At 62.7% G+C, this 18,117-nt stretch carries 19 protein-coding genes; 9 read left to right on the forward strand and 10 right to left on the reverse strand.

Annotation, left to right across the window (positions count from 1 at the left end):
* Positions 1 to 216: 216 nt before the first annotated feature.
* The 3 genes from ACU8YE_RS01655 (at position 217) to ACU8YE_RS01665 (ending at position 2,570) form a co-directional block, all read left to right on the forward strand.
* The gene (locus ACU8YE_RS01655) at positions 217 to 726 is read left to right on the forward strand and encodes a DUF1993 domain-containing protein (RefSeq protein ID WP_433866732.1); all 510 of its coding nucleotides are present in this window, start codon (positions 217 to 219) and stop codon (positions 724 to 726) included.
* A gap of 201 nt (positions 727 to 927) precedes the next feature.
* Positions 928 to 1,686 (forward strand): tetratricopeptide repeat protein, encoded by a 759-nt coding sequence (locus tag ACU8YE_RS01660; RefSeq protein ID WP_316877980.1) that lies wholly within the window; start codon positions 928 to 930, stop codon positions 1,684 to 1,686.
* 8 nt (positions 1,687 to 1,694) lie between these two features.
* Positions 1,695 to 2,570 (forward strand): spermidine synthase, encoded by an 876-nt coding sequence (locus ACU8YE_RS01665; protein WP_446927976.1) that lies wholly within the window; start codon positions 1,695 to 1,697, stop codon positions 2,568 to 2,570.
* 67 nt (positions 2,571 to 2,637) lie between these two features.
* On the opposite strand, the gene ACU8YE_RS01670 is transcribed toward ACU8YE_RS01665, so the two are convergent.
* Complete coding sequence (locus ACU8YE_RS01670) at positions 2,638 to 3,036, reverse strand: nuclear transport factor 2 family protein (protein WP_446927977.1); 399 nt, start codon at positions 3,034 to 3,036, stop codon at positions 2,638 to 2,640.
* A 557-nt stretch (positions 3,037 to 3,593) separates the two neighbouring features.
* Between ACU8YE_RS01670 and ACU8YE_RS01675 the strand changes: the two genes are divergently transcribed.
* Positions 3,594 to 4,409 (forward strand): hypothetical protein, encoded by an 816-nt coding sequence (locus tag ACU8YE_RS01675; RefSeq protein WP_446927978.1) that lies wholly within the window; start codon positions 3,594 to 3,596, stop codon positions 4,407 to 4,409.
* Between the two features lie 29 nt (positions 4,410 to 4,438).
* Here the strand turns inward: ACU8YE_RS01675 and ACU8YE_RS01680 are convergent, their stop codons facing one another.
* Genes ACU8YE_RS01680 through ACU8YE_RS01690 form a run of 3 tightly spaced genes read right to left on the reverse strand, consistent with a single transcriptional unit; the run spans position 4,439 to position 7,145 of the window.
* Positions 4,439 to 5,614: a vWA domain-containing protein gene (locus ACU8YE_RS01680; RefSeq protein WP_446927979.1), complete on the reverse strand. Its 1,176-nt coding sequence runs from the start codon at positions 5,612 to 5,614 to the stop codon at positions 4,439 to 4,441.
* Positions 5,615 to 5,630: 16 nt separating this feature from the next.
* Entirely contained in the window at positions 5,631 to 6,239 is a 609-nt protein-coding gene (locus ACU8YE_RS01685; RefSeq protein WP_232042360.1) for a GNAT family N-acetyltransferase, read from the reverse strand.
* 12 nt (positions 6,240 to 6,251) lie between these two features.
* Entirely contained in the window at positions 6,252 to 7,145 is an 894-nt protein-coding gene (locus ACU8YE_RS01690; protein WP_316868676.1) for an AAA family ATPase, read from the reverse strand.
* 300 nt (positions 7,146 to 7,445) lie between these two features.
* On the opposite strand from ACU8YE_RS01690, the gene ACU8YE_RS01695 reads away from it, so the two are divergent.
* Positions 7,446 to 7,814 (forward strand): c-type cytochrome, encoded by a 369-nt coding sequence (locus tag ACU8YE_RS01695; RefSeq protein WP_316877973.1) that lies wholly within the window; start codon positions 7,446 to 7,448, stop codon positions 7,812 to 7,814.
* Positions 7,815 to 7,825: 11 nt separating this feature from the next.
* A complete protein-coding gene (locus ACU8YE_RS01700) occupies positions 7,826 to 8,224 on the forward strand; it encodes a c-type cytochrome (RefSeq protein ID WP_009238577.1) in 399 nt (132 codons plus the stop codon).
* 67 nt (positions 8,225 to 8,291) lie between these two features.
* Here ACU8YE_RS01700 and ACU8YE_RS01705 read toward each other — a convergent pair whose 3' ends face one another.
* A complete protein-coding gene (locus tag ACU8YE_RS01705; protein WP_232042362.1) occupies positions 8,292 to 8,726 on the reverse strand; it encodes a DUF1841 family protein in 435 nt (144 codons plus the stop codon).
* Between the two features lie 117 nt (positions 8,727 to 8,843).
* Here ACU8YE_RS01705 and ACU8YE_RS01710 point away from each other — a divergent pair, with 117 nt between their 5' ends.
* Positions 8,844 to 9,779 carry a DMT family transporter gene (locus ACU8YE_RS01710; protein ID WP_446927980.1) on the forward strand — a complete coding sequence of 312 codons (936 nt, stop codon included), beginning with the start codon at positions 8,844 to 8,846 and terminating at the stop codon, positions 9,777 to 9,779.
* A 71-nt stretch (positions 9,780 to 9,850) separates the two neighbouring features.
* Here ACU8YE_RS01710 and ACU8YE_RS01715 read toward each other — a convergent pair whose 3' ends face one another.
* Positions 9,851 to 11,656 (reverse strand): S10 family peptidase, encoded by a 1,806-nt coding sequence (locus tag ACU8YE_RS01715; protein ID WP_446928073.1) that lies wholly within the window; start codon positions 11,654 to 11,656, stop codon positions 9,851 to 9,853.
* 606 nt (positions 11,657 to 12,262) lie between these two features.
* Here ACU8YE_RS01715 and ACU8YE_RS01720 point away from each other — a divergent pair.
* Positions 12,263 to 12,850, forward strand: coding sequence for a malonic semialdehyde reductase (locus ACU8YE_RS01720; protein WP_232042364.1), 588 nt, complete (start codon positions 12,263 to 12,265; stop codon positions 12,848 to 12,850).
* 60 nt (positions 12,851 to 12,910) lie between these two features.
* Here the strand turns inward: ACU8YE_RS01720 and nth are convergent, their stop codons facing one another.
* Together nth and rsxB are read right to left on the reverse strand one after the other, a co-directional pair.
* Complete coding sequence (gene nth / locus ACU8YE_RS01725) at positions 12,911 to 13,555, reverse strand: endonuclease III (RefSeq protein ID WP_322016425.1); 645 nt, start codon at positions 13,553 to 13,555, stop codon at positions 12,911 to 12,913.
* A gap of 14 nt (positions 13,556 to 13,569) precedes the next feature.
* Positions 13,570 to 14,400, reverse strand: a complete 831-nt coding sequence (rsxB, locus tag ACU8YE_RS01730; protein WP_446927981.1) for an electron transport complex subunit RsxB — start codon at positions 14,398 to 14,400, stop codon at positions 13,570 to 13,572.
* A 140-nt stretch (positions 14,401 to 14,540) separates the two neighbouring features.
* Between rsxB and ACU8YE_RS01735 the strand changes: the two genes are divergently transcribed.
* Positions 14,541 to 15,236: a TetR/AcrR family transcriptional regulator gene (locus tag ACU8YE_RS01735; RefSeq protein WP_232042367.1), complete on the forward strand. Its 696-nt coding sequence runs from the start codon at positions 14,541 to 14,543 to the stop codon at positions 15,234 to 15,236.
* 70 nt (positions 15,237 to 15,306) lie between these two features.
* On the opposite strand, the gene ACU8YE_RS01740 is transcribed toward ACU8YE_RS01735, so the two are convergent.
* Positions 15,307 to 16,578 (reverse strand): polyhydroxyalkanoate depolymerase, encoded by a 1,272-nt coding sequence (locus ACU8YE_RS01740; RefSeq protein WP_232042368.1) that lies wholly within the window; start codon positions 16,576 to 16,578, stop codon positions 15,307 to 15,309.
* Between the two features lie 205 nt (positions 16,579 to 16,783).
* On the reverse strand, positions 16,784 to 17,980 hold the full coding sequence (locus tag ACU8YE_RS01745) for an amino acid aminotransferase (protein ID WP_232042369.1): 1,197 nt from the start codon (positions 17,978 to 17,980) through the stop codon (positions 16,784 to 16,786).
* Positions 17,981 to 18,117: the final 137 nt, after the last annotated feature.

An 18,117-nucleotide genomic window follows, 5' to 3' on the forward strand; every position in this document is an offset into this window, starting at 1 on the left:
CGCGAGAGACGCAGGCGGCACCGTCGATCAGCACACGTCAGGAAGATCCGCCGCACTAATCTCGTGCCAAATGCCTCATGACGAAGCGTGCGGGTGCGTTATGCAGCGGCCGAATCGCTGGCCTACACTGTGCCCTGCGCAAGAAAGCGCGGCGCCGACGGATCGTGCAAAAGATCGTCGGGGGGCACAACGATGGATACCGAGGAAATCACTTCCATGACCACACCTTCGATGTACGAGTTTCTGGTCCCGACCGTGAACCGCATGCTGGGTAACCTGTCGGCCCTGCTCGACAAGGCGGCTGCCCACGCAGAAGCGAAGAAGTTCGACCCAGCCAACCTGATGAGCGCGCGTCTGGCGCCGGACATGCATCCGTTCACGCGGCAGGTGCAGATTGCCTGTGACCAGGCCAAGGGCGGTGCGGCCCGACTGTCGGGCAATGAGGTGCCGTCGTACCCGGATGTGGAGACGACCATTCCAGAGCTGAAGGCGCGCATTGCCAAGACCCTGGAGTTCGTCAACAGCATCGACCCTGCGGCATTTGCCGGCAGCGAAGATCGCCAGATCACGCTCAAGAGCCCGACGCGCGAGCTGCAGTTCACGGGCATCGATTACCTGCGCGGCTTCGTGCTGCCGAACCTGTATTTCCACATCACCACCGCTTATGCGCTGCTACGCCATAACGGCGTGGAGATCGGCAAGCTGGATTTCCTCGGTCGCCCCTAAGAAGCGCCTTGTTTGAAAGACAACGCCGGCTGCCTGACGACAGGCGCCGGCGTTTGTTGATGGGTCGGCTCCATGCGCGTTCGGGGGGTGTCAATGCACAAACGTTAAGGGTGCGTCACACCGGTGCCGCAGCGCATCTGTCACAATCGCGCCCGTGGCCGACGCGGGGGGTGTCGGTGCATTTCACTATCGGGCCTTCACATGCCGTTTCTCGGAATCGGGTTTCACGTCATCGTTGCGCTGTTTTTTGCGGTGCACGTGGTGCGCAACAACCAGAACATGTACTGGTTGTTCATCCTCTTTGCGTTTCCATTGCTGGGCAGCGTGGTGTACTTCTTCGCCATCTATCTGCCCGAGATGCGCCACTCACGCGGTGCGCGCGTCGCCGGCCGCGCGGTGACGCAACTGATCGACCCGAACCGCGCCGTGCGCGAGGCGCGCAATGATTTCGATCGTGCCCCGACCGTGCAACACCGCCTGCGCTTGGGCGAAGCCCTGCTGGAGGCCGGCAATGCCAAAGAGGCGCGCGAGCATTTCGAGCAGGCGGCTACGGGGCCGTTTGCCGGCGACCCGGCCGTGCTGCTGGGCTTGGCCCGTGCGCAGTTCGCCACGGGCGATGCGGCACTTGCCAAGGGCACGCTCGACACACTGTTCGAAGCGCATCGGGTGACGCGCCAGCAGCCTGATCCGACATTGCTGTACGCACGCGCATTGGCCGCGACGAACGCACCGAGCACGCGCCAGGCATTCGAGCAAGCCCTGACCTGCGCGAACGACGCAGCGGCCCGTTGCCTCTTCGGCGAATGGCTGCTCGCGCAGAACAACGATGCCGACAAGCAGCGCGCCCAGGCCCTGTTTGAAGAGATCCTGCGCGACGCCAAGCATTGGACGCGCTATGCCAAAGACCACAATCGCGAGTGGCTGCAGCGCGCAGCTGCCGCTCAGTCTTCTTCCCGTTGATCCGCTTTATGACGCTGTTGAAACGTAAATCCATCGAGGCCGTCGCCTCGCGCCGCCCCGCACGCGCCAAGCGGGACGACCACCTGGACCACGATGACGAACCGAAGCGCATGGCCCCGCGCTTTGCGCCCGTCACGTTCTCTGAACTGGCCGGCGTGCGCTATCTGCACTTTGGTACCGAATGGGTGCAGGGCGCCATGCGCTTGTCCAAGCCCGATGCCATCGAACTGGAATACGCGCAGCAGATGATGGCGTGGCTGCTGTTTCTCGATCCGGCCGCACGGCCGGATTTCCACGTTGTGCAACTCGGTCTCGGTGCTGCTGCGCTGACCAAGTTCTGCCACCGCCAACTTGCGCCCGCGCAGGTGACGGCGGTGGAGTTGAACCCGTCCGTGATCGTCGCGGCGCGCAGCATGTTCGGCATGCCGTTTGACGACGCGCGCCTGAGCGTGCTCGAGCAGGATGCCTACGACTGGGTGATGGACGCCAGCCACCACGGCACCGTCGATGCACTGCAGATCGACCTGTATGACGCCACCGCGCGCGGCCCCGTGCTCGATACGCCGGCCTTCTACAAGGCTTGCCGCCAGGTGCTGCGCTCGCCGGGCGTGATGACGATCAACCTGTTTGGCGACCACACGAGCTTCCCGCGCAATATCGAGCGCATTTGCGACGCGTTCGACAACCGCGTGCTGGTGTTCCCGGAAGTGCACGACGGCAACGTGATTGCGCTGGCGTTCAATGGCCCGCCGCTGCACGTGAGTTGGGAAGCCGTGCAGGCGCGTGCCGCCGCGCTGCAGGCTTCGCTCAAGCTGCCGACCAAAGGCTGGGCAGAAGGACTGCGCAGTGCCAATGCCGGCCAGGAAGACGCGCTGTCCATCTGAACTTTGCATGCCTCAATGCAAAACGCCCCGGCATTTCGGGGCGTTTGCTTTTTGTGCAGTGGCGCGCTCAGGCGGCGTCGCCCATGCCGGGCATCTGGTCGATGAAGCCGATCACCGCGTGCATGCGGGCATCTTCAATGCGCACAAAGTCGGTGCCCTTGACCAGCGCCTGGCCCTCGGGGCCGAGCGTCCAGCGGAAGCGGATCGTGTCCTGCACAACATCCACGCCGCCGTCGCGCGCAAAGCGGAAACCGGGGAACTTGGCCTGCACGCCGGCAATGAGCGCGTCGATACCGCTATGCCCGGTGCCTTGCATGAGCGGATCGACGTACGTGGCACCTTCTGTCCAGGTCTGCGCGACGAGCGCGCGGCGTTGAGCAGCGTCCGTCGCGTTCCACGCGGCAATATAACGATCGACCAGCGCATCGGCGAGCGTGTCGTTGGCGGCGAGTTGGGTGGCAGTCATGGCGTTTCTCCGTTCGAAGAGGGGTGGCGAAATCGGGAAGCTCTGCGGCACGGTGATGCGCTTCCGTGCTGCATGGCTTCATCTTCGATGTCGGCGTGGATGGTGTCGATTACGCGGCAGGTAATCACCACTCTCCTGAACAGGAATACGCAGGGCACTGCATCTTCATCCAGTTTCGTCGCCTGACCCCGTCTTTCGCATGAGAGGCCAGATCGACAGGCCGACTCCGGTAGCCTTCGACCTCCGATTGGAGGTCCGGCATGCATAAGAAAATCACAGGCGAGCTATCGCGCAGTCTCCCACCGCTGCCATCGTCTGTCTCCCCCACAGACCGCACGGCGCCGGGAGCGACAACGCAACCGGCGATGCGTTCGCGTTCCCCAGCCTTTGCGGATCTGCCCGCCTCGCGTACCGGCGGGGCGGCCCGGGTTTCGGCCGGGCCCGCCAAGATTTCAGATGCGGAGTTGTCACTCGCCGTGTACCTGCTTGCACGTGCAGTAGACGGCCGCCCTGTGGCTGGGTCGGAGATATCCCGCCTCCGGTTGGCGAATGCCAGCGTGAACGAAACCCGCCAGTTGCTTAAGCATGGCCGGGGCAACGTCGACGTGGACGTGCGTGCAACCAACAATGAAAGTACTTGGCGAACGAAGGCGGCGCGTACTTTCAGGCTGGAACGTGAACGGAAAGCGAACGTCCCCTGGAACGCATTCGAGCAGCGGGCGCCTTTTTCCGCCGCGGCGGCGTCGGTATTCGGCGCAGGAAACTGTGGCGAGCACACGAGCACGACGAGCGTATATCACAGCCGCCGGTTGGCGCCTGGCGAAGAAGTGCATTACGTGAGTGATCCGGCCGCAGGGCACACTTGGGCGGAAGGCCGGGTGCCAGACGCGGCTGCAGCCGAACAGCCGGAGCGGACGGTCGTCATGGATGCCTGGCTCGCCGGGTCCGCAGTGCTCGCATCCGATGCCCGCTTCGCCAAGCGCCGTACCGGGCTGGAAACTACGCTGCGCTTCAATGCGGAGACGGGTCGTGACGCTCGCATTACGGCGAACGATCTGGTTCTTGAGGCACGTTCCCGTGGCCCTGCGGAAATCGCCCGGCGTGTGCAAAGCGAAGCCGGACCTACCGCCCGCTTCGCAGCCTTTATCGATTCGGTCCTACCAAGCGGTATTGGCCACTGGCGAGAGCAGCACGTTCTTGACCGCAACTTCTCGCAACGGGTCAAAGGCAAACTCGCCGCTCCCGCGGATCAGGCTCAAATTCTTGGATTGGCCGTGCGTGTTGCAGAACAGCTTGGCGTGCCGCCTCAGCAGCGTTCAGCAGAGGCGCAACGAATCGTCGAGGCCGCCCACGCCATGTTGCCGGACCGGTGAAGTCGACGCGGCCGGCATCCCAAATACATTTACTTGGACAACAATCGCATCGCCGATTCCAACCCGGCAATCGTCACCGGATACATCCGCGTCTTCACGATCTGATTGATGACTGAGATGGACTGCCGGTACTCCCACAGGCCCTCCGGCTCGGGGTTCAGCCAGACGAACTTTGGAAACTGTTCGATCAGGCGCTTGAGCCACGTGGCGCCGGCTTCGGCGTTGTTGTATTCGACCGAGCCGCCTGCCTGCAGGATTTCGTACGGGCTCATGGTCGCATCGCCCACGAAGATCAACTTGTAGTCGGGCGGGTATTTGCGGATGACGTCCCAGGTGGAGAAGCGCTCCGCATGGCGGCGCCGGTTGTTCTTCCACAGCCATTCGTACACGCAGTTGTGGAAGTAGTAATACTCGAGGTGCTTGAACTCGGTCTTGGCGGCGGAGAAGAGTTCTTCCACGCGTTTGATGTGGTCGTCCATCGAGCCGCCCACGTCCATCAGCATCAGCACCTTGACGTTGTTGTGCCGCTCGGGGCGCATCTTGATGTCGAGCAGTCCGGCCTTGGCGGCGGTGGAGTGGATCGTGTCGTCCAGGTCCAGCTCGATATCGGCCCCGTCACGCGCGAACTTGCGCAGGCGGCGCAGCGCCACCTTGATGTTGCGCGTGCCGAGTTCGACGGTGTCGTCGTAGTCCTTGTAGGCACGTGCTTCCCACACCTTGACTGCTGTGCGGTTGCCCTTCGATGGCCCGCCGATGCGAATGCCCTCCGGGTTGTAGCCGCCGTGCCCGAACGGCGATGTACCGCCTGTGCCTATCCACTTGCTGCCACCCTCATGCCGCTCGTGCTGCTCGTTCAGCAGTTCCTTCAGGCGCTCCATGAGCTTGTCGAGACCGCCCATGGCTTCGATCTTGGCCTTTTCCTCGGGCGACAGCTCGCGCTCCAGCTTCTTGGTGAGCCAATCCAGCGGAATGTCCGCGCGCCAATCCACCGCGCCTTCCACGCCCTTGAAGTAGGCGCCGAACGCCTGGTCAAACTTGTCGAAGTGTTTCTCGTCCTTCACCAGCGTCATGCGCGCCAGGAAGTAGAACTCGTCGAGCGACGGCGCGATGACCTGCTGCTTGAGCCCTTCGAGCAGCGTCAGGTATTCCTTGACCGAGACCGGCAGCTTGGCGTGCCGCAGCGTAAAGAAGAAATCGATGAGCATGGTGGTCCTCCGGCGCTCAGGCGCGCGGTTGCTCGAGCTTGTATTGCAGATGGCGTTTCACGGTCAGCCATTCCGATTCGATGATCGAAAACACGACCGTGTCGCGGAAGCTGCCATCCGGCATGCGTTGGTGATTGCGCAACACGCCGTCCTGCTTGGCGCCGAGCCGAGCGATGGCCGCGCGGCTCTGATGGTTCATCCAGTGCGTGCGGAATTCGACCGCAATGCAGCGCAGTGTTTCGAACGCGTGCGTGAGCAGCAACAGCTTGCTTTCCGTGTTGACGGCCGTGCGCTGGACGGATTTTGCGTACCACGTATGGCCAATTTCCAGCCGGCGGTTGGCCTCGTCCACGTTGAAAAAGCGCGTTGCTCCAACCACATTGCCGGGCTGCCCATCGTGCATCTCGCGAACGACGAAGGGCATGGCGCCCAGCCGCTCCCGCATGTCCAGTGCGACGGCCAACCAGTCACCAGTCTTGTCGGGCGAGGGCACGGACGTGTACCAGAGCTTCCACAGCTCGCCATCGGCGGCCGCGGCGCGCACGTCATCTACATGTTCTGGCCCGAGCGGTTCCAGCCAGGCGTGCTGGCCGGACAGCGTGACGGGCTCGATCAGGCGCGGCATGGTCGGATTCGCTCAGCGGTTGGCGCGGTTCATGAACACCAGGCGCTCGAACAGGTGCACGTCCTGTTCGTTCTTGAGCAACGCGCCGTGCAGCGGCGGAATCGCGGCGTTCTTGTCCTGACTGCGCAGCGATTCCGGCGGAATGTCTTCGGCCAGCAGCAGCTTGAGCCAGTCGATCAGCTCAGATGTCGACGGCTTTTTCTTCAGCCCCGGCAGGTTGCGCATCTCGTAGAACGCATCCAGTGCGGCCTTCACGAGCGCTGGCTTGATGCCCGGGTAGTGCACGTCGACGATGGCCTGCATCGTCTCGGCATCCGGAAACTTGATGTAGTGGAAGAAGCAGCGGCGCAGGAACGCATCGGGCAACTCCTTCTCGTTGTTCGAGGTGATGATCACCAGCGGGCGGTGCTTGGCGCGGATGGTTTCGCGCGTTTCGTACACGTAGAACTCCATGCGATCCAGCTCGCGCAGCAGGTCGTTGGGGAATTCGATGTCGGCCTTGTCGATCTCGTCGATCAGCAGCACCACCGGTTCGTCCGCCTCGAAGGCCTGCCACAGCACGCCCTTGACGATGTAGTTGCGGATGTCGTGGACCCGGTTGCTACTTTCCTTGTCGCCTAGCTGCGAGTCGCGCAGGCGGGAGACGGCGTCGTATTCGTACAGGCCCTGCTGCGCCTTGGTGGTCGATTTCACGTGCCACTGCAGCAGCGGCATGCCCAGTGCGGCGGCCACTTCCTCGGCCAGCATGGTCTTGCCGGTGCCCGGCTCGCCCTTGATGAGCAGCGGGCGCTGGAGCGTCATGGACGCATTGACGGCGAGCTTGAGATCGTCGGTGGCGACGTACTGATCGGAGCCTTCAAAGCGCGAGCGCTGGTCGGATGGGGCAGGCGAGGTGGTGGTGTTCATCGTGCAAGCCTACTGAGCGGTAAAAGATTTGGAAACGGCCAGTATAAGAGCATTTGCGTGTTTGACGCCGGGCGACACCAGGGCGGGCGCGCCGTGCCATTCCTTGCTGTCAAGTCACGGGAGCCCTAACTGGACTGGCAAAAAAGCGGTGCGGTACAATGCGCCGGTTTGACGCACCTCAAATGACCGTCTTCTGGCTTGTTGCCAACGGCGGGTGAATGCGCCCAGCGAGACAGCCGGCTGAGACGAGCCAAGCCGGCAGGGCGAGCAGGATTCTGAAACTCCACGCTTAAGAACGAGATGAAAAAGATCCTCACCATGGTGGCCGCCTTGGGCACATTAGGCGCACTGTCCGCCGCAGCCAACAGCGCTGCCGCAGCCGACGTTCAGGGCAACGCTGCCGCCGCCGAAAACAAGGTCGCCATGTGTATCGGCTGCCATGCCATCCCCGACTACAAGACGTCGTTCCCCGAGGTGTATCGCGTGCCCTATCTTGGCGGCCAGAACGCCAAGTACATCGAAAGCGCGCTGCATGCGTACCAGAAGGGTGACCGCAAGCACCCGACCATGCGCGCCATCGCTGGCTCCCTGACCGACCAGGACATCGCCAACCTCGCCGCGTATTACTCGCAGCAGACGGCCGCTACCCAGAACAACCCCCAGAAGTGACGAGGAAGAACATGAAGAAGATCTCGCTCGCAATCTCGTTCAATCTGGGCGCGCTGATGCTGGCTGCGGCCGTGTCGGCACAGGCCGCCGATATTGAAAAGGGCAAGCAACTGGTGGAGAAGGGCGCCTGCGTGGCCTGCCACGGTGCCGGCCTGAACGCACCGATCTCACCGGACTATCCGAAGCTCGCTGGCCAGCACGGCGACTACATCTACCACGCGCTGCTGGCCTATCAGACCAGCAACAACCCGCTGGTGGGCCGCAGCAACGCCATCATGGCGGGTCAGGTCAACAGCAACCCTGCCACGATCGGTGCCGACGGCAAGCCGCGTCCGTTCACGCAGGCGGAGCTGAAGGATATTGCCGCGTACATCGAATCGCTGCCGGGCTCGCTGGTACTCAAGAAGTAACGCGGCATCGCCGGTAAAGAAAAACCGCTCTTCGGAGCGGTTTTTTGTTGGCGTCAGGGCGTCAGATTCAGCGGGCGGTGGCGCGCTTGCGCACGCATTCGATGTAGGCATCGCCGTCGGGCGGCAAGCCGGTGCGCTGCGCCGTCCACAGCATCTGGCCCAGGCATTCCATCACCTGATGCTGCGCCTCGTGCGGCGAGTCGAGCCGCTGGGCAAGAGCTTCATACGCAGCCCGAATGCCGCGCGGCTGGTCCACTGACACCTGCTCGCTGATCGACAGGTGCATCGACAGGTGGAGGAACGGGTTGCTCTGGCCGCTTTCAGGCGTGTAGTCGCGGGCGAGGGCTTCTTCGCCGGCTTCCAGGGTGTCCTGGTATTCGGGATGCTGCAGCATCCAGTCGAGCGCCATGGCTTCGAGCGGCGTGAGGATTTCTGCCTGGCGGTGCTTGCGCCACGCGCCGCAGAAGAATTGACGGACTTCGTCGCGGGAGGGATTGAACATGATCCCGGCATTGTACCGGCGCGCCTCGATACCTGCCGGGTCGCTTCACGAGACCGCAACGCTACAATGGCGCCCCGCACCTGCAGACGGCGAACCCAAACAAAAACGCCGCACTTCATGAGACAAGCCACCGATTCCTCCCTCGCAGCACGCGCCGCCGACAAGCTCCTCGGCGTGCTGCTGATCGCCGTGTCCGCCGCATCCTTCGGCGCGATGGCGATCTTCACGCACTACGCCTATGCGAGCGGTGCCAATGTGGTCGGGCTGCTGATCGTGCGCTTCGTGATCGCGGCGGCGGCTCTGATGGTGGTGATGCGCGTTCGTCGCATCGGCATACCGCCGTGGTCACGCGTGGCGGGGCTGGCGGCAATGGGCGGCATCGGCTATGCCGGGCAGTCGTTCGCGTTTTTTACGGCGTTGAATTACGCGCCGGCCAGCCTGGTGGCGCTGCTGCTGTATCTGTATCCGATGTTCGTGACGGTGCTGGCGGCGATTTTCTTGCGCGAGCAGTTGACCACCACGGCGATCATCGCGCTGGTGCTGTGCTCGGTCGGGGCGGGGCTGACGGTGGGTGGAGCAGGCCTGTCGGGCGGCAGCCTCCTCGGCATTGGGTTGGGTGTGGCCTCCGCGGTCATTTACTCGATCTACATCACGGTCGGTGCACGGGTCACGCGCGGGTTGGATCCTCTGGCATGTACGACCGTCATCTGTACTGCCGCGGCCGTCGTGTATACGGGGATGGCGTTGCTCGGCGCGCCGGCGCATCTGCCCGGCACGTTTGGTGGCTGGGTAGCGGCACTGGCCATCGCCGGCTTGTCGACGGTGGTGGCAATCCTGACGTTCTTCGCCGGCTTGCAGAAGTTAGGGGCCGCGCAGGCGTCGATGCTGTCGACGCTGGAGCCGGTGGTGACGGTGCTCCTGGCGGCATTGCTGCTCGGCGAGTCGATCGCGCCCATGCAGATGACCGGCGGCGCGCTGATCCTGGCGGGCGTGCTGTGGCTCACGCGTGCGGACGCGAAGCCTGCCGATCACGGCGTGGATGACATGGCCTGAAGCCGAATCCTCGCTCCAACAAAAAACCGCCCAGCGTGAACTGGGCGGTTTTGCTTTCTGCCTTGAGGCGATTACTTCTTCTGCCCCGCCGGCAGGCGTTGCAGGCTCTGCACCCGCATCAGGGCCGGACGATCAGCCATCACGCCATCGTAGAACGAAGCCAGGTCACCCTTGAGCGCGGTGCGCGACGCATCGTTCAGATAGATCATGTGGCCCGACGGGTAATTCTTGATCGTCAGGTTCTTCGCCTTGAGCGTCGGGTCGAGCGGCATTTGCGCCAGCGTCAGCTCGGTCTGGTGGAACGGTGTGACCGCGTCGAAGTAACCGCTGGCCTGCAGCACTTTCAGGTCGGGGTTCAGGCTCATCGTCGAGGCGAGGTCGCCGGCGGTGTACAGCGTGTTGCCGCCGCCCTTGTTGGCACCCGTCGGGTCGATGTGGCTGAAGTCCCAGTTGTTGAACACGGCGTCGTTCAGGTCCACGAACGACGAGGTCGACGTGTACTTGAGCTGGGTGTTCAGGTAGCTGTTCCACAGCACCGTATACGCGCCACCGATGTTCGAGATCGACGGATCGTTGCTGCCCGAGTTCGGCAGGATGAACGGCGCGATGCCCTGGCCCGTGTAGTTGGCGCGGCCGTCATACTGGCCGATCTGGATGCCTGGGTTGAGCGTCAGGAAGAACGTGTACGGCGGATTGTTGTTCTGCGACGGCACGTTGCCCAGCGCTGCCGGATTGCCGAACGTCTGGATCAGCGAGACCGGGTCGGTGCCGATGTACGAGCCCATCGTCTGTGCCGTCGCCAGATTCAGGTTCAGGCGCACGTTGACGAAGCCGCCGTCCGCGGCGCTTGGCGCTTGTGCCAGCGGTGCCAGCGTGTTGTCGGCGTAGTTGCGGGCCTGGGCCATGTAGCTGTCGAGGTCGGTCGGTGCCGGATTGAGCGTCGTCTTCTTCCAGTAGAACGCGTCGGCGGCCAGCGTCGGGAAGGTGCCCACGGCCGAGAGCGCATTCGCGTAGTCGAGGATCGACGATTGCAGCGTGATCCCGTTCAGCTCGATGCCGTCTTCATGCAGCACCCACGACAGCACCGCACTGCGCGCCGTGCCGTACGACTCGCCGTACAGGAACTTGGGCGAGTTCCAGCGCGAGTTCTTGGTCAGATAACGCTGAATGAAACGATCGATGGAGTGCGCGTCCTGGTCGGTGCCCCAGAAGTCCTTGTTCTTGGCCGGTGCAATGGCGGCAGAGTATCCGGTGCCCACGGGGTTGATGAACACGAGATCGGACCGATCGAGCAGGCTGTCCGGGTTATCGGGCAGCTTGTACGGCGCCGGCGGCGTGAAGTTCGGGAACGATGACTGAAGCCGCTTCGGCCCGAACGAGCCCAGCAGCAGGAACACTGACGACGAGCCCGGCCCGCCGTTATAGAAGAACGTCACCGGACGCGGCTTGGATGGGTCCGGATTGTCCTGCGTGTACGCCACGTAGAACATCGTCGCGTTCGATTGCGACGTGACGGGGTCGATGGTCGTCAGGTGCCCGGCGGTGGCCGTGTAGGCGATGCTCTTGCCGCCGATCGTCACCGTGTGGTGCGTGATGGCTGCACTTTCGCCGGGGTCGGCGGCCAGAGCGTCGTTCGGCCCGGTGCCGTAGACGTTCGGGTCGACGTAAGGTTGGTCGGGCGGCACGGCGGCCGTCACCGGTTGCGTGGTTGCGTTGCCGGCGTTGGTGGCAACGCCGCTGGGGTTGGCCGCGGCGGACGAGTCGCCGCCGCCGCAACCCACCAGCAGCACGGCGGACAGCGCTGCGGCCGCAAACGATACACCAAGGGTCCGGGACAATCCTGCAAAATCACTGGTCGATAACCTGGATTTTTTCATGGCGATAATGGCCTTCTTCAGGGTGACGAACGCCATCACTTAAAACGAATGGTTTTAAGTGGGCTCCATATTCGATTTGCGTTTTGTAATTTCGGTGCGACGCGAACCAAATATTATGATTTCCCGCCTTGTCAGCGGAAGCTAATTCAACTGGTTTTTATTTGGTAAAAGAAGCCCCTGAAATCCGATTGGATTTCAAAAAGAAACGACGTTGGGTTCAGGCCCGTAGGGTGTTTGCGCAAAGTCTGGCAAGGGCTGTGCGAAAACGTGGGGATGATTGCAGTCGCGCGCCTGGTTTAAAACAAGGCGCGAATCCGATACGTCCAACCCTGCGGGTAATACAATGACGAACAAAAAAGTAGTTCGTAAGCAAACCGTTGTAAAGGGCTCTTTTTCATTGCGCGCGATGCGGTGTAAAAATGACCATGCCAATACCATGGCGCATCGCAATAGGTGCGATTAAATACAAACAAGGCATGCCGATTTTTATAGAGTCTGTGTGCGGCTGACGGGTGCCGGATGTCCATTCGGTGTGTGCAGGTGTCCCGCGCGCGCGGAACCGGCGCATTACAATGCGCTCCTCAACTCTTTCCGGAGCACCCCGCAATGCCGATGCTTGAACCGTCCGCGCTGGACCAACTGTTCCACGCAGCCCGTACCCACAACGTGTGGCTGGACAAGCCGGTCGACGACGAACTGCTGCACACGCTGTACGACACCGTGAAGTACGGCCCGACCGCCGCGAACAGCACGCCGGCCCGCTTCGTGTTCGTCAAGAGCGCGGCCGCCAAGGAGCGCCTGATTCCGTGCATGTCGCCGGGCAATCAGGAAAAGACCCGCCAGGCGCCCGTGGCCGTGATCGTCGCGTACGACACGCAATTCCATGAACAACTGCCCAAGCTGTTCCCGCACACCGATGCGCGTTCGTGGTACGCGGGTGACCAGGCGAAGATCAACGCAGCCGCGCTCATGAACGGCTCGCTGCAGGGCGGCTACCTGGTGCTCGCCGCGCGTGCCCTGGGCCTGGACTGTGGCCCGATGGCCGGCTTCGATGCCGACAAGGTGAATGAGACGTTCTTCCCCGACGGCCAGTGGAAGGTGAACTTCATCATGAACATCGGCTACGGCGACGCGGAAAAGCTGCATCCGCGAAACCCGCGCCTGTCGTTCGAAGAGGCGTGCAAGATCGTTTGATCGACAACTGGTCGCGCAAAGAAAACGGGGACTCGCATCAGAAGCTGCGGTCCCCGTTTTTTATTCCTTCGGTGCCGGTGTCTTCGGCCTGAATTCGCACAGTGGCTCGATGGCGCAATGCCAGCACTCGGGCTTGCGAGCCTTGCACACGTAGCGCCCATGCAGGATCAGCCAGTGGTGCGCATCCTGCCGAAACTCTTCCGGCACCACCTTCAGCAGCTTCAACTCGACTTCCAGCACGTTTTTACCCGGTGCCAGCCCAGTCCGATTGGCCACGCGAAAGATGTGCGTGTCGACCGCAATCGTCGGCTCACCAAAAGCCGTGTTCATCACCACGTTGGCCGTCTTGCGGCCCACCCCTGGTAGTGCTTCCAGCGCAGCGCGGTCACGAGGCACTTCTCCGCCGTACTGGTCGAGCAGGATGCGACACGTCTGCAGAATGTGCTTGCACTTGGTGCGATACAGCCCGATGGTCTTGATGTATTCCGTGATGCCTTCTTCGCCCAGCGCCAGCAGCTTGGCGGGCGTATTGGCCACTGGAAACAGCTTGCGCGTCGCTTTGTTCACGCCCACGTCGGTCGCCTGCGCCGAGAGCAGCACCGCAATCAGCAACTCGAACGGTGTGGTGTATTCCAGTTCGGTGGTCGGCGTTGGGTTGTTCTCGCGCAGGGTCTCGAAGATGGCGTGGCGCTTGGCGGAATTCATCGTCGGGGCAGGATTCAGTGGGTGTCTGCGTCGGGTTTGGTGCTGTGTTCGATCTGACTGGCGATGCGCTTGCGGCGGGCTTCGGCTTCGTCAATCTGGGCTTGCACATCCGCCGACACGTTGGTCACATTGCGCGGACCTTGCCCTCGCGCGGCCATCTCGGCCTGCTTCTGACGCGCCCGTTCAATCGCAGCCTGGATGATCGCCTTCTTGCGCGCCTGCGCGGCGAGTTCGGCATCGTCGGCTGGTTGTTCGGCGCTGACTGCAGCGAGCTTGGCCGCGGCCTTGGCGGCGAGCCGCGCCTCGTTCTCGGCTTGTTCACGCTTGAGGCGTGCGTTGCGGAAGACGTAGCGGTCCCGCGCGACATCGGCTTGCTGCTGGCTCCAGGCATCCCAGCCCGTGCGTTCGCCGGTGACGGGGACCATGTCGATGCAATCGACAGGGCAGGGCGGCACGCAGAGGTCGCAACCGGTGCACCAGTCTTCAAGCACCGTGTGCATCGCCTTGGGTGCACCGACGATGGCATCGACGGGGCACGCCTGAATGCACAGCGTGCAGCCGATGCAGCGTCCGGGGTCGATGACGGCGATGGCGCGAGGCTGTTCGATGCCGTTGGACGGCTCAAGCGGCAGCAGCGCACCCGTGCGGCCGAGTGCGTCGGATAGCCGGCGAATGCCTTCCGCGCCGCCGGGCGGGCAGCGATTGGGCAGGGCCTCGCCGTTGGCCATGGCTTCTGCGTAAGGGCGGCAGCCGTTGTAGCCGCACTTGGTGCATTGCGTTTGCGGCAGGAGGTTTTCGAGCCGGTCGGCCAAGGATGCGGCCACTGCGGAGACCAAGGAAACCACGATGGGACTTGTTGTTTGAATAGCTTGCCATTATCGCCGATTTGGGCCCCGCGCAAGGCGTGCATGCCCTGACGTGGCATACGGCGGGCATGTATCAACCCTATGACATAATTCCTGCGTTCTAAACGGACCGAGGTGCCATGCCGTCTCACCAAGCCGCACCAATCGCCGACATCGAAGCTGATGCTCATGGCGAATCCGCCGCACCCCGCACGCGTCGCGACCCCGCCGGCACGCGCCGACGCATCCTTGCTGCAGCCATCGAGGAGTTCTCGCGGGGCGGTTTTGCCGGTGCCCGCGTCGACGCCATCGCCCGCCGTGCCGAGACCAACGAGCGCATGCTGTATTACTACTACGGCAGCAAGGAAAAGCTCTTCCTGACCGTGCTCGAGCATATGTATTTCCGCTTCAAGGAGGCGGAAGAGCAAGTGCAGATCGAGTCGTCGGACCCGCGCGAGGCGGTCGTCCAGCTTGCCCGTTTCGTCTGGGACTTCTATTACGAGAACCCCGAGTTCATCCGTCTGCTCAATAGCGAAAACCTGCACGAGGCGCGGCATCTGAAGACGTCGCCGCATCTGGTTGAGCTGGTCAATCCGGTCATCGAGGTGCTGCGCGGCGTGGTGGAGCGGGGCCAGCGCAGCGGCATCTTTCGTGACGACGTTGATGTGTCGCGCCTGTATCTGACGATCTCGGCGCTGGGTTATTACGTCCTGTCCAATCGCTACACGATCAGCGCGGTGGTGGGCCGCGACATTGCCTCGGCTGATGAACATGAGGCGTTCGCACAACTGCATATCAAGATGCTGCTGGCGTATCTGGATCGGCCCAAGGACTGATCGGCTGAAACGTCGCCGCGCAACAAAAAAGCCTCGCGGTTGCGAGGCTTTTTTTCTTGGTGCGTCGGGCTTAGGCGACAGCCTTGATGCGCGGAGTGTTCTCGTCGTAGCGGCGAATGAAATCACGCAACTGCGGATACACCTGCTCGCGCCAGCGGCGGCCCGAGAAGATGCCGTAGTGGCCGCATTTGGGCGCCGTCAGGTGCTGCCTGCGCGCGTTCGGGATGCCGGTGCACAGGCCATGCGCGGCTTCGGTCTGACCGCTGCCTGAGATATCGTCCAGTTCGCCTTCGATGGTGAAAAGCGCGGTGCTCTTGATGTCCTGCGGACGCACCGGCTTGCCTTCCACCACCCACGTGCCGTTGGCCAGATGGAATTCCTGGAACACGTCGCGGATGGTTTCCAGGTAATACTCGGCGGCCATATCCAGCACGGCGTTGTACTCGTCGTAGAAGCGCACGTGGGCTTCAGCGTCTTCCGTGTCGCCCTCGATCAGGTTCAGGTAGTAGTCGTAGTGGGATGACAGGTGACGGTCCGGGTTCATCGCCACGAAGCCGGCGTGCTGAAGGAAGCCTGGATACACTCTGCGACCGTGGCCCGGATAGTTCGCAGGCACCGTGTAGATCACGTTGTTCTCGAACCAACTGTGCGACTTGTTGGTGGCCAGCGAGTTGACGGCGGTCGGGCTCTTACGGGCGTCGATCGGGCCGCCCATCATGGTCATGGTGCGCGGCGTCTTCTCGCCGTCCGAAGCCATCAGCGAGATGGCGGCCAGCACGGGCACGGTCGGCTGACACACTGAGATCACGTGCAGCTTGTCGGCGCCAATGTGATTGATGAACTCGCGGATGTAGTTGATGTAGTCCGACAGGTGGAAGGCACCTTCTTCGGTCGGCACCATGCGGGCGTCGATCCAGTCGGTCACATACACCTTGTGGTCCTGCAGCAGCGTGCGCACGGTGTCACGCAGCAGCGTGGAGTGGTGGCCCGACAGCGGCGCACACACCAGCACGATCGGCTCATCCTTGAGCAGCTTGATGGTCTCGGCGTCGTCGGCGTAGCGCTTGAAGCGGATCAGACGGCAGAACGGCTTCTCGATGATCGTCTGTTCGACGATGGGAATGTCGCGGCCGTTGGACTTGACGGAGCGGATGCCGAATTCCGGCTTCTCATACTCCTTGCCCAGGCGGTACAGCAGCTCGTAGCCTGCAGCGTAGCGTTGCGCGCCGGGCATCAGGGAGAGCGGACTCAGTGGGTTGGTGAAGGTCTTGGCGGTCGCTTGGGCCCAAGCCGTCATGGGGCTGAGCAGGGCGCGCTGGAATTCGTGAAGCTGGTAAAGCATGGCTGGACCGGTCCGTGGTGGCGAGGGCGACGCAAATGATTATGCACCTAGGTGCAGATTACTGCGATGCAGCATAAACCCTGATAACAGAGTGTTGCACGGCTTCTATGATGCGCCCGTGTCAGTCTAGCCCCATGCAGCAAAAAAGCGGCCGAAGCCGCTTTTCTTTTTGCAATTGCACCTAAGGCGTGACGCCTACGGCACCTTACAGAACGTCGGCGATGGCATTCACCACGGCGTCGATGTTGTGCGTGTTCAGCGCGGCCACGCAGATGCGGCCGGTCGACACGGCGTAGATGCCGTGCTCGTTGCGCAGGCGATCCACTTGAGCGGAGGTCAGACCCGAATACGAGAACATGCCGCGCTGGGCCTTCACGAACGAGAAGTCGGTCTTCACGCCCTTGGCGGCCAGCTTGTCGACGAGTGCGTTGCGCATCGATTTGATGCGGTCGCGCATTTCGCCCAGTTCCTGTTCCCACATCGCGCGCAGCTCGGGGCTCGTCAGCACGCTGGCGACGATCGTGCCACCGTGCGTCGGCGGGTTCGAGTAGTTCGTGCGGATCACGCGCTTGACTTGCGACAGCACGCGGGTGGCTTCGTCCTTGCTGGTCGTCACGATCGACAGCGCCCCGACGCGCTCGCCGTACAGCGAGAACGACTTCGAGAACGAGCTGGAGACGAAGAACGGCAGGCCGGATTCGGCAAACAGGCGCACGGCCAGGCCATCTTGCTGGATGCCGTCGGCAAAGCCTTGGTAGGCCATGTCCAGGAACGGAATCAGGTTCTTGGCCTTGATGACTTCCACGACCTGCTTCCACTGCTCGGTGGTCATGTCCACGCCGGTCGGGTTGTGGCAGCAGGCGTGCAGCACGACGATCGTGTTCGGCGCGTAGCTGTTGAGCGAATCCATCATGCCGGCGAAGTTCAGGCCGTGCGACGGGGCATCGTAGTACGCGTAGTTGACGACTTCGAAGCCGGCCGACTCGAACAGGGCGCGGTGGTTTTCCCAGCTCGGGTCGGAAATTGCGACCTTGGCGTCCGGGTACAGGCGCTTGAGGAAGTCGGCACCGATCTTCAGTGCGCCGGTGCCGCCCAGGGCTTGTGCGGTGACCACGCGGCCTTCAGCGATCAGGGGCGATTCAGCGCCAAACAGCAGCTTCTGCACGGCCTGGTCGTAGGCAGCGATGCCTTCGATCGGCAGGTAGCCACGCGGGGCAGCGGCGGCCAGGCGGGCCTTCTCGGCTTCCTGCACGGCGCGCAGCACCGGAATTTTCCCTTCGTCGGTGAAGTACACGCCCACGCCCAGATTCACTTTGGTGCTGCGGGTATCGGCGTTGAAAGCTTCATTCAGGCCCAGGATGGGATCGCGCGGAGCCAGTTCGACGGCAGAGAAAAGCGACATGAGATGTCTCGATCGGTTGGTTCGGAATTCGGTGGGATCTTGCAGGCGGTGCGGCGCGGACTCCGGGGCGGGTCGCCCGGCGCCAGATGTACAACGAGGCGCGCACGAGGATGGATTGTACCGAATACAGGCTCTAA

It is taken from the genome of Ralstonia sp. VS2407, assembly GCF_052950655.1.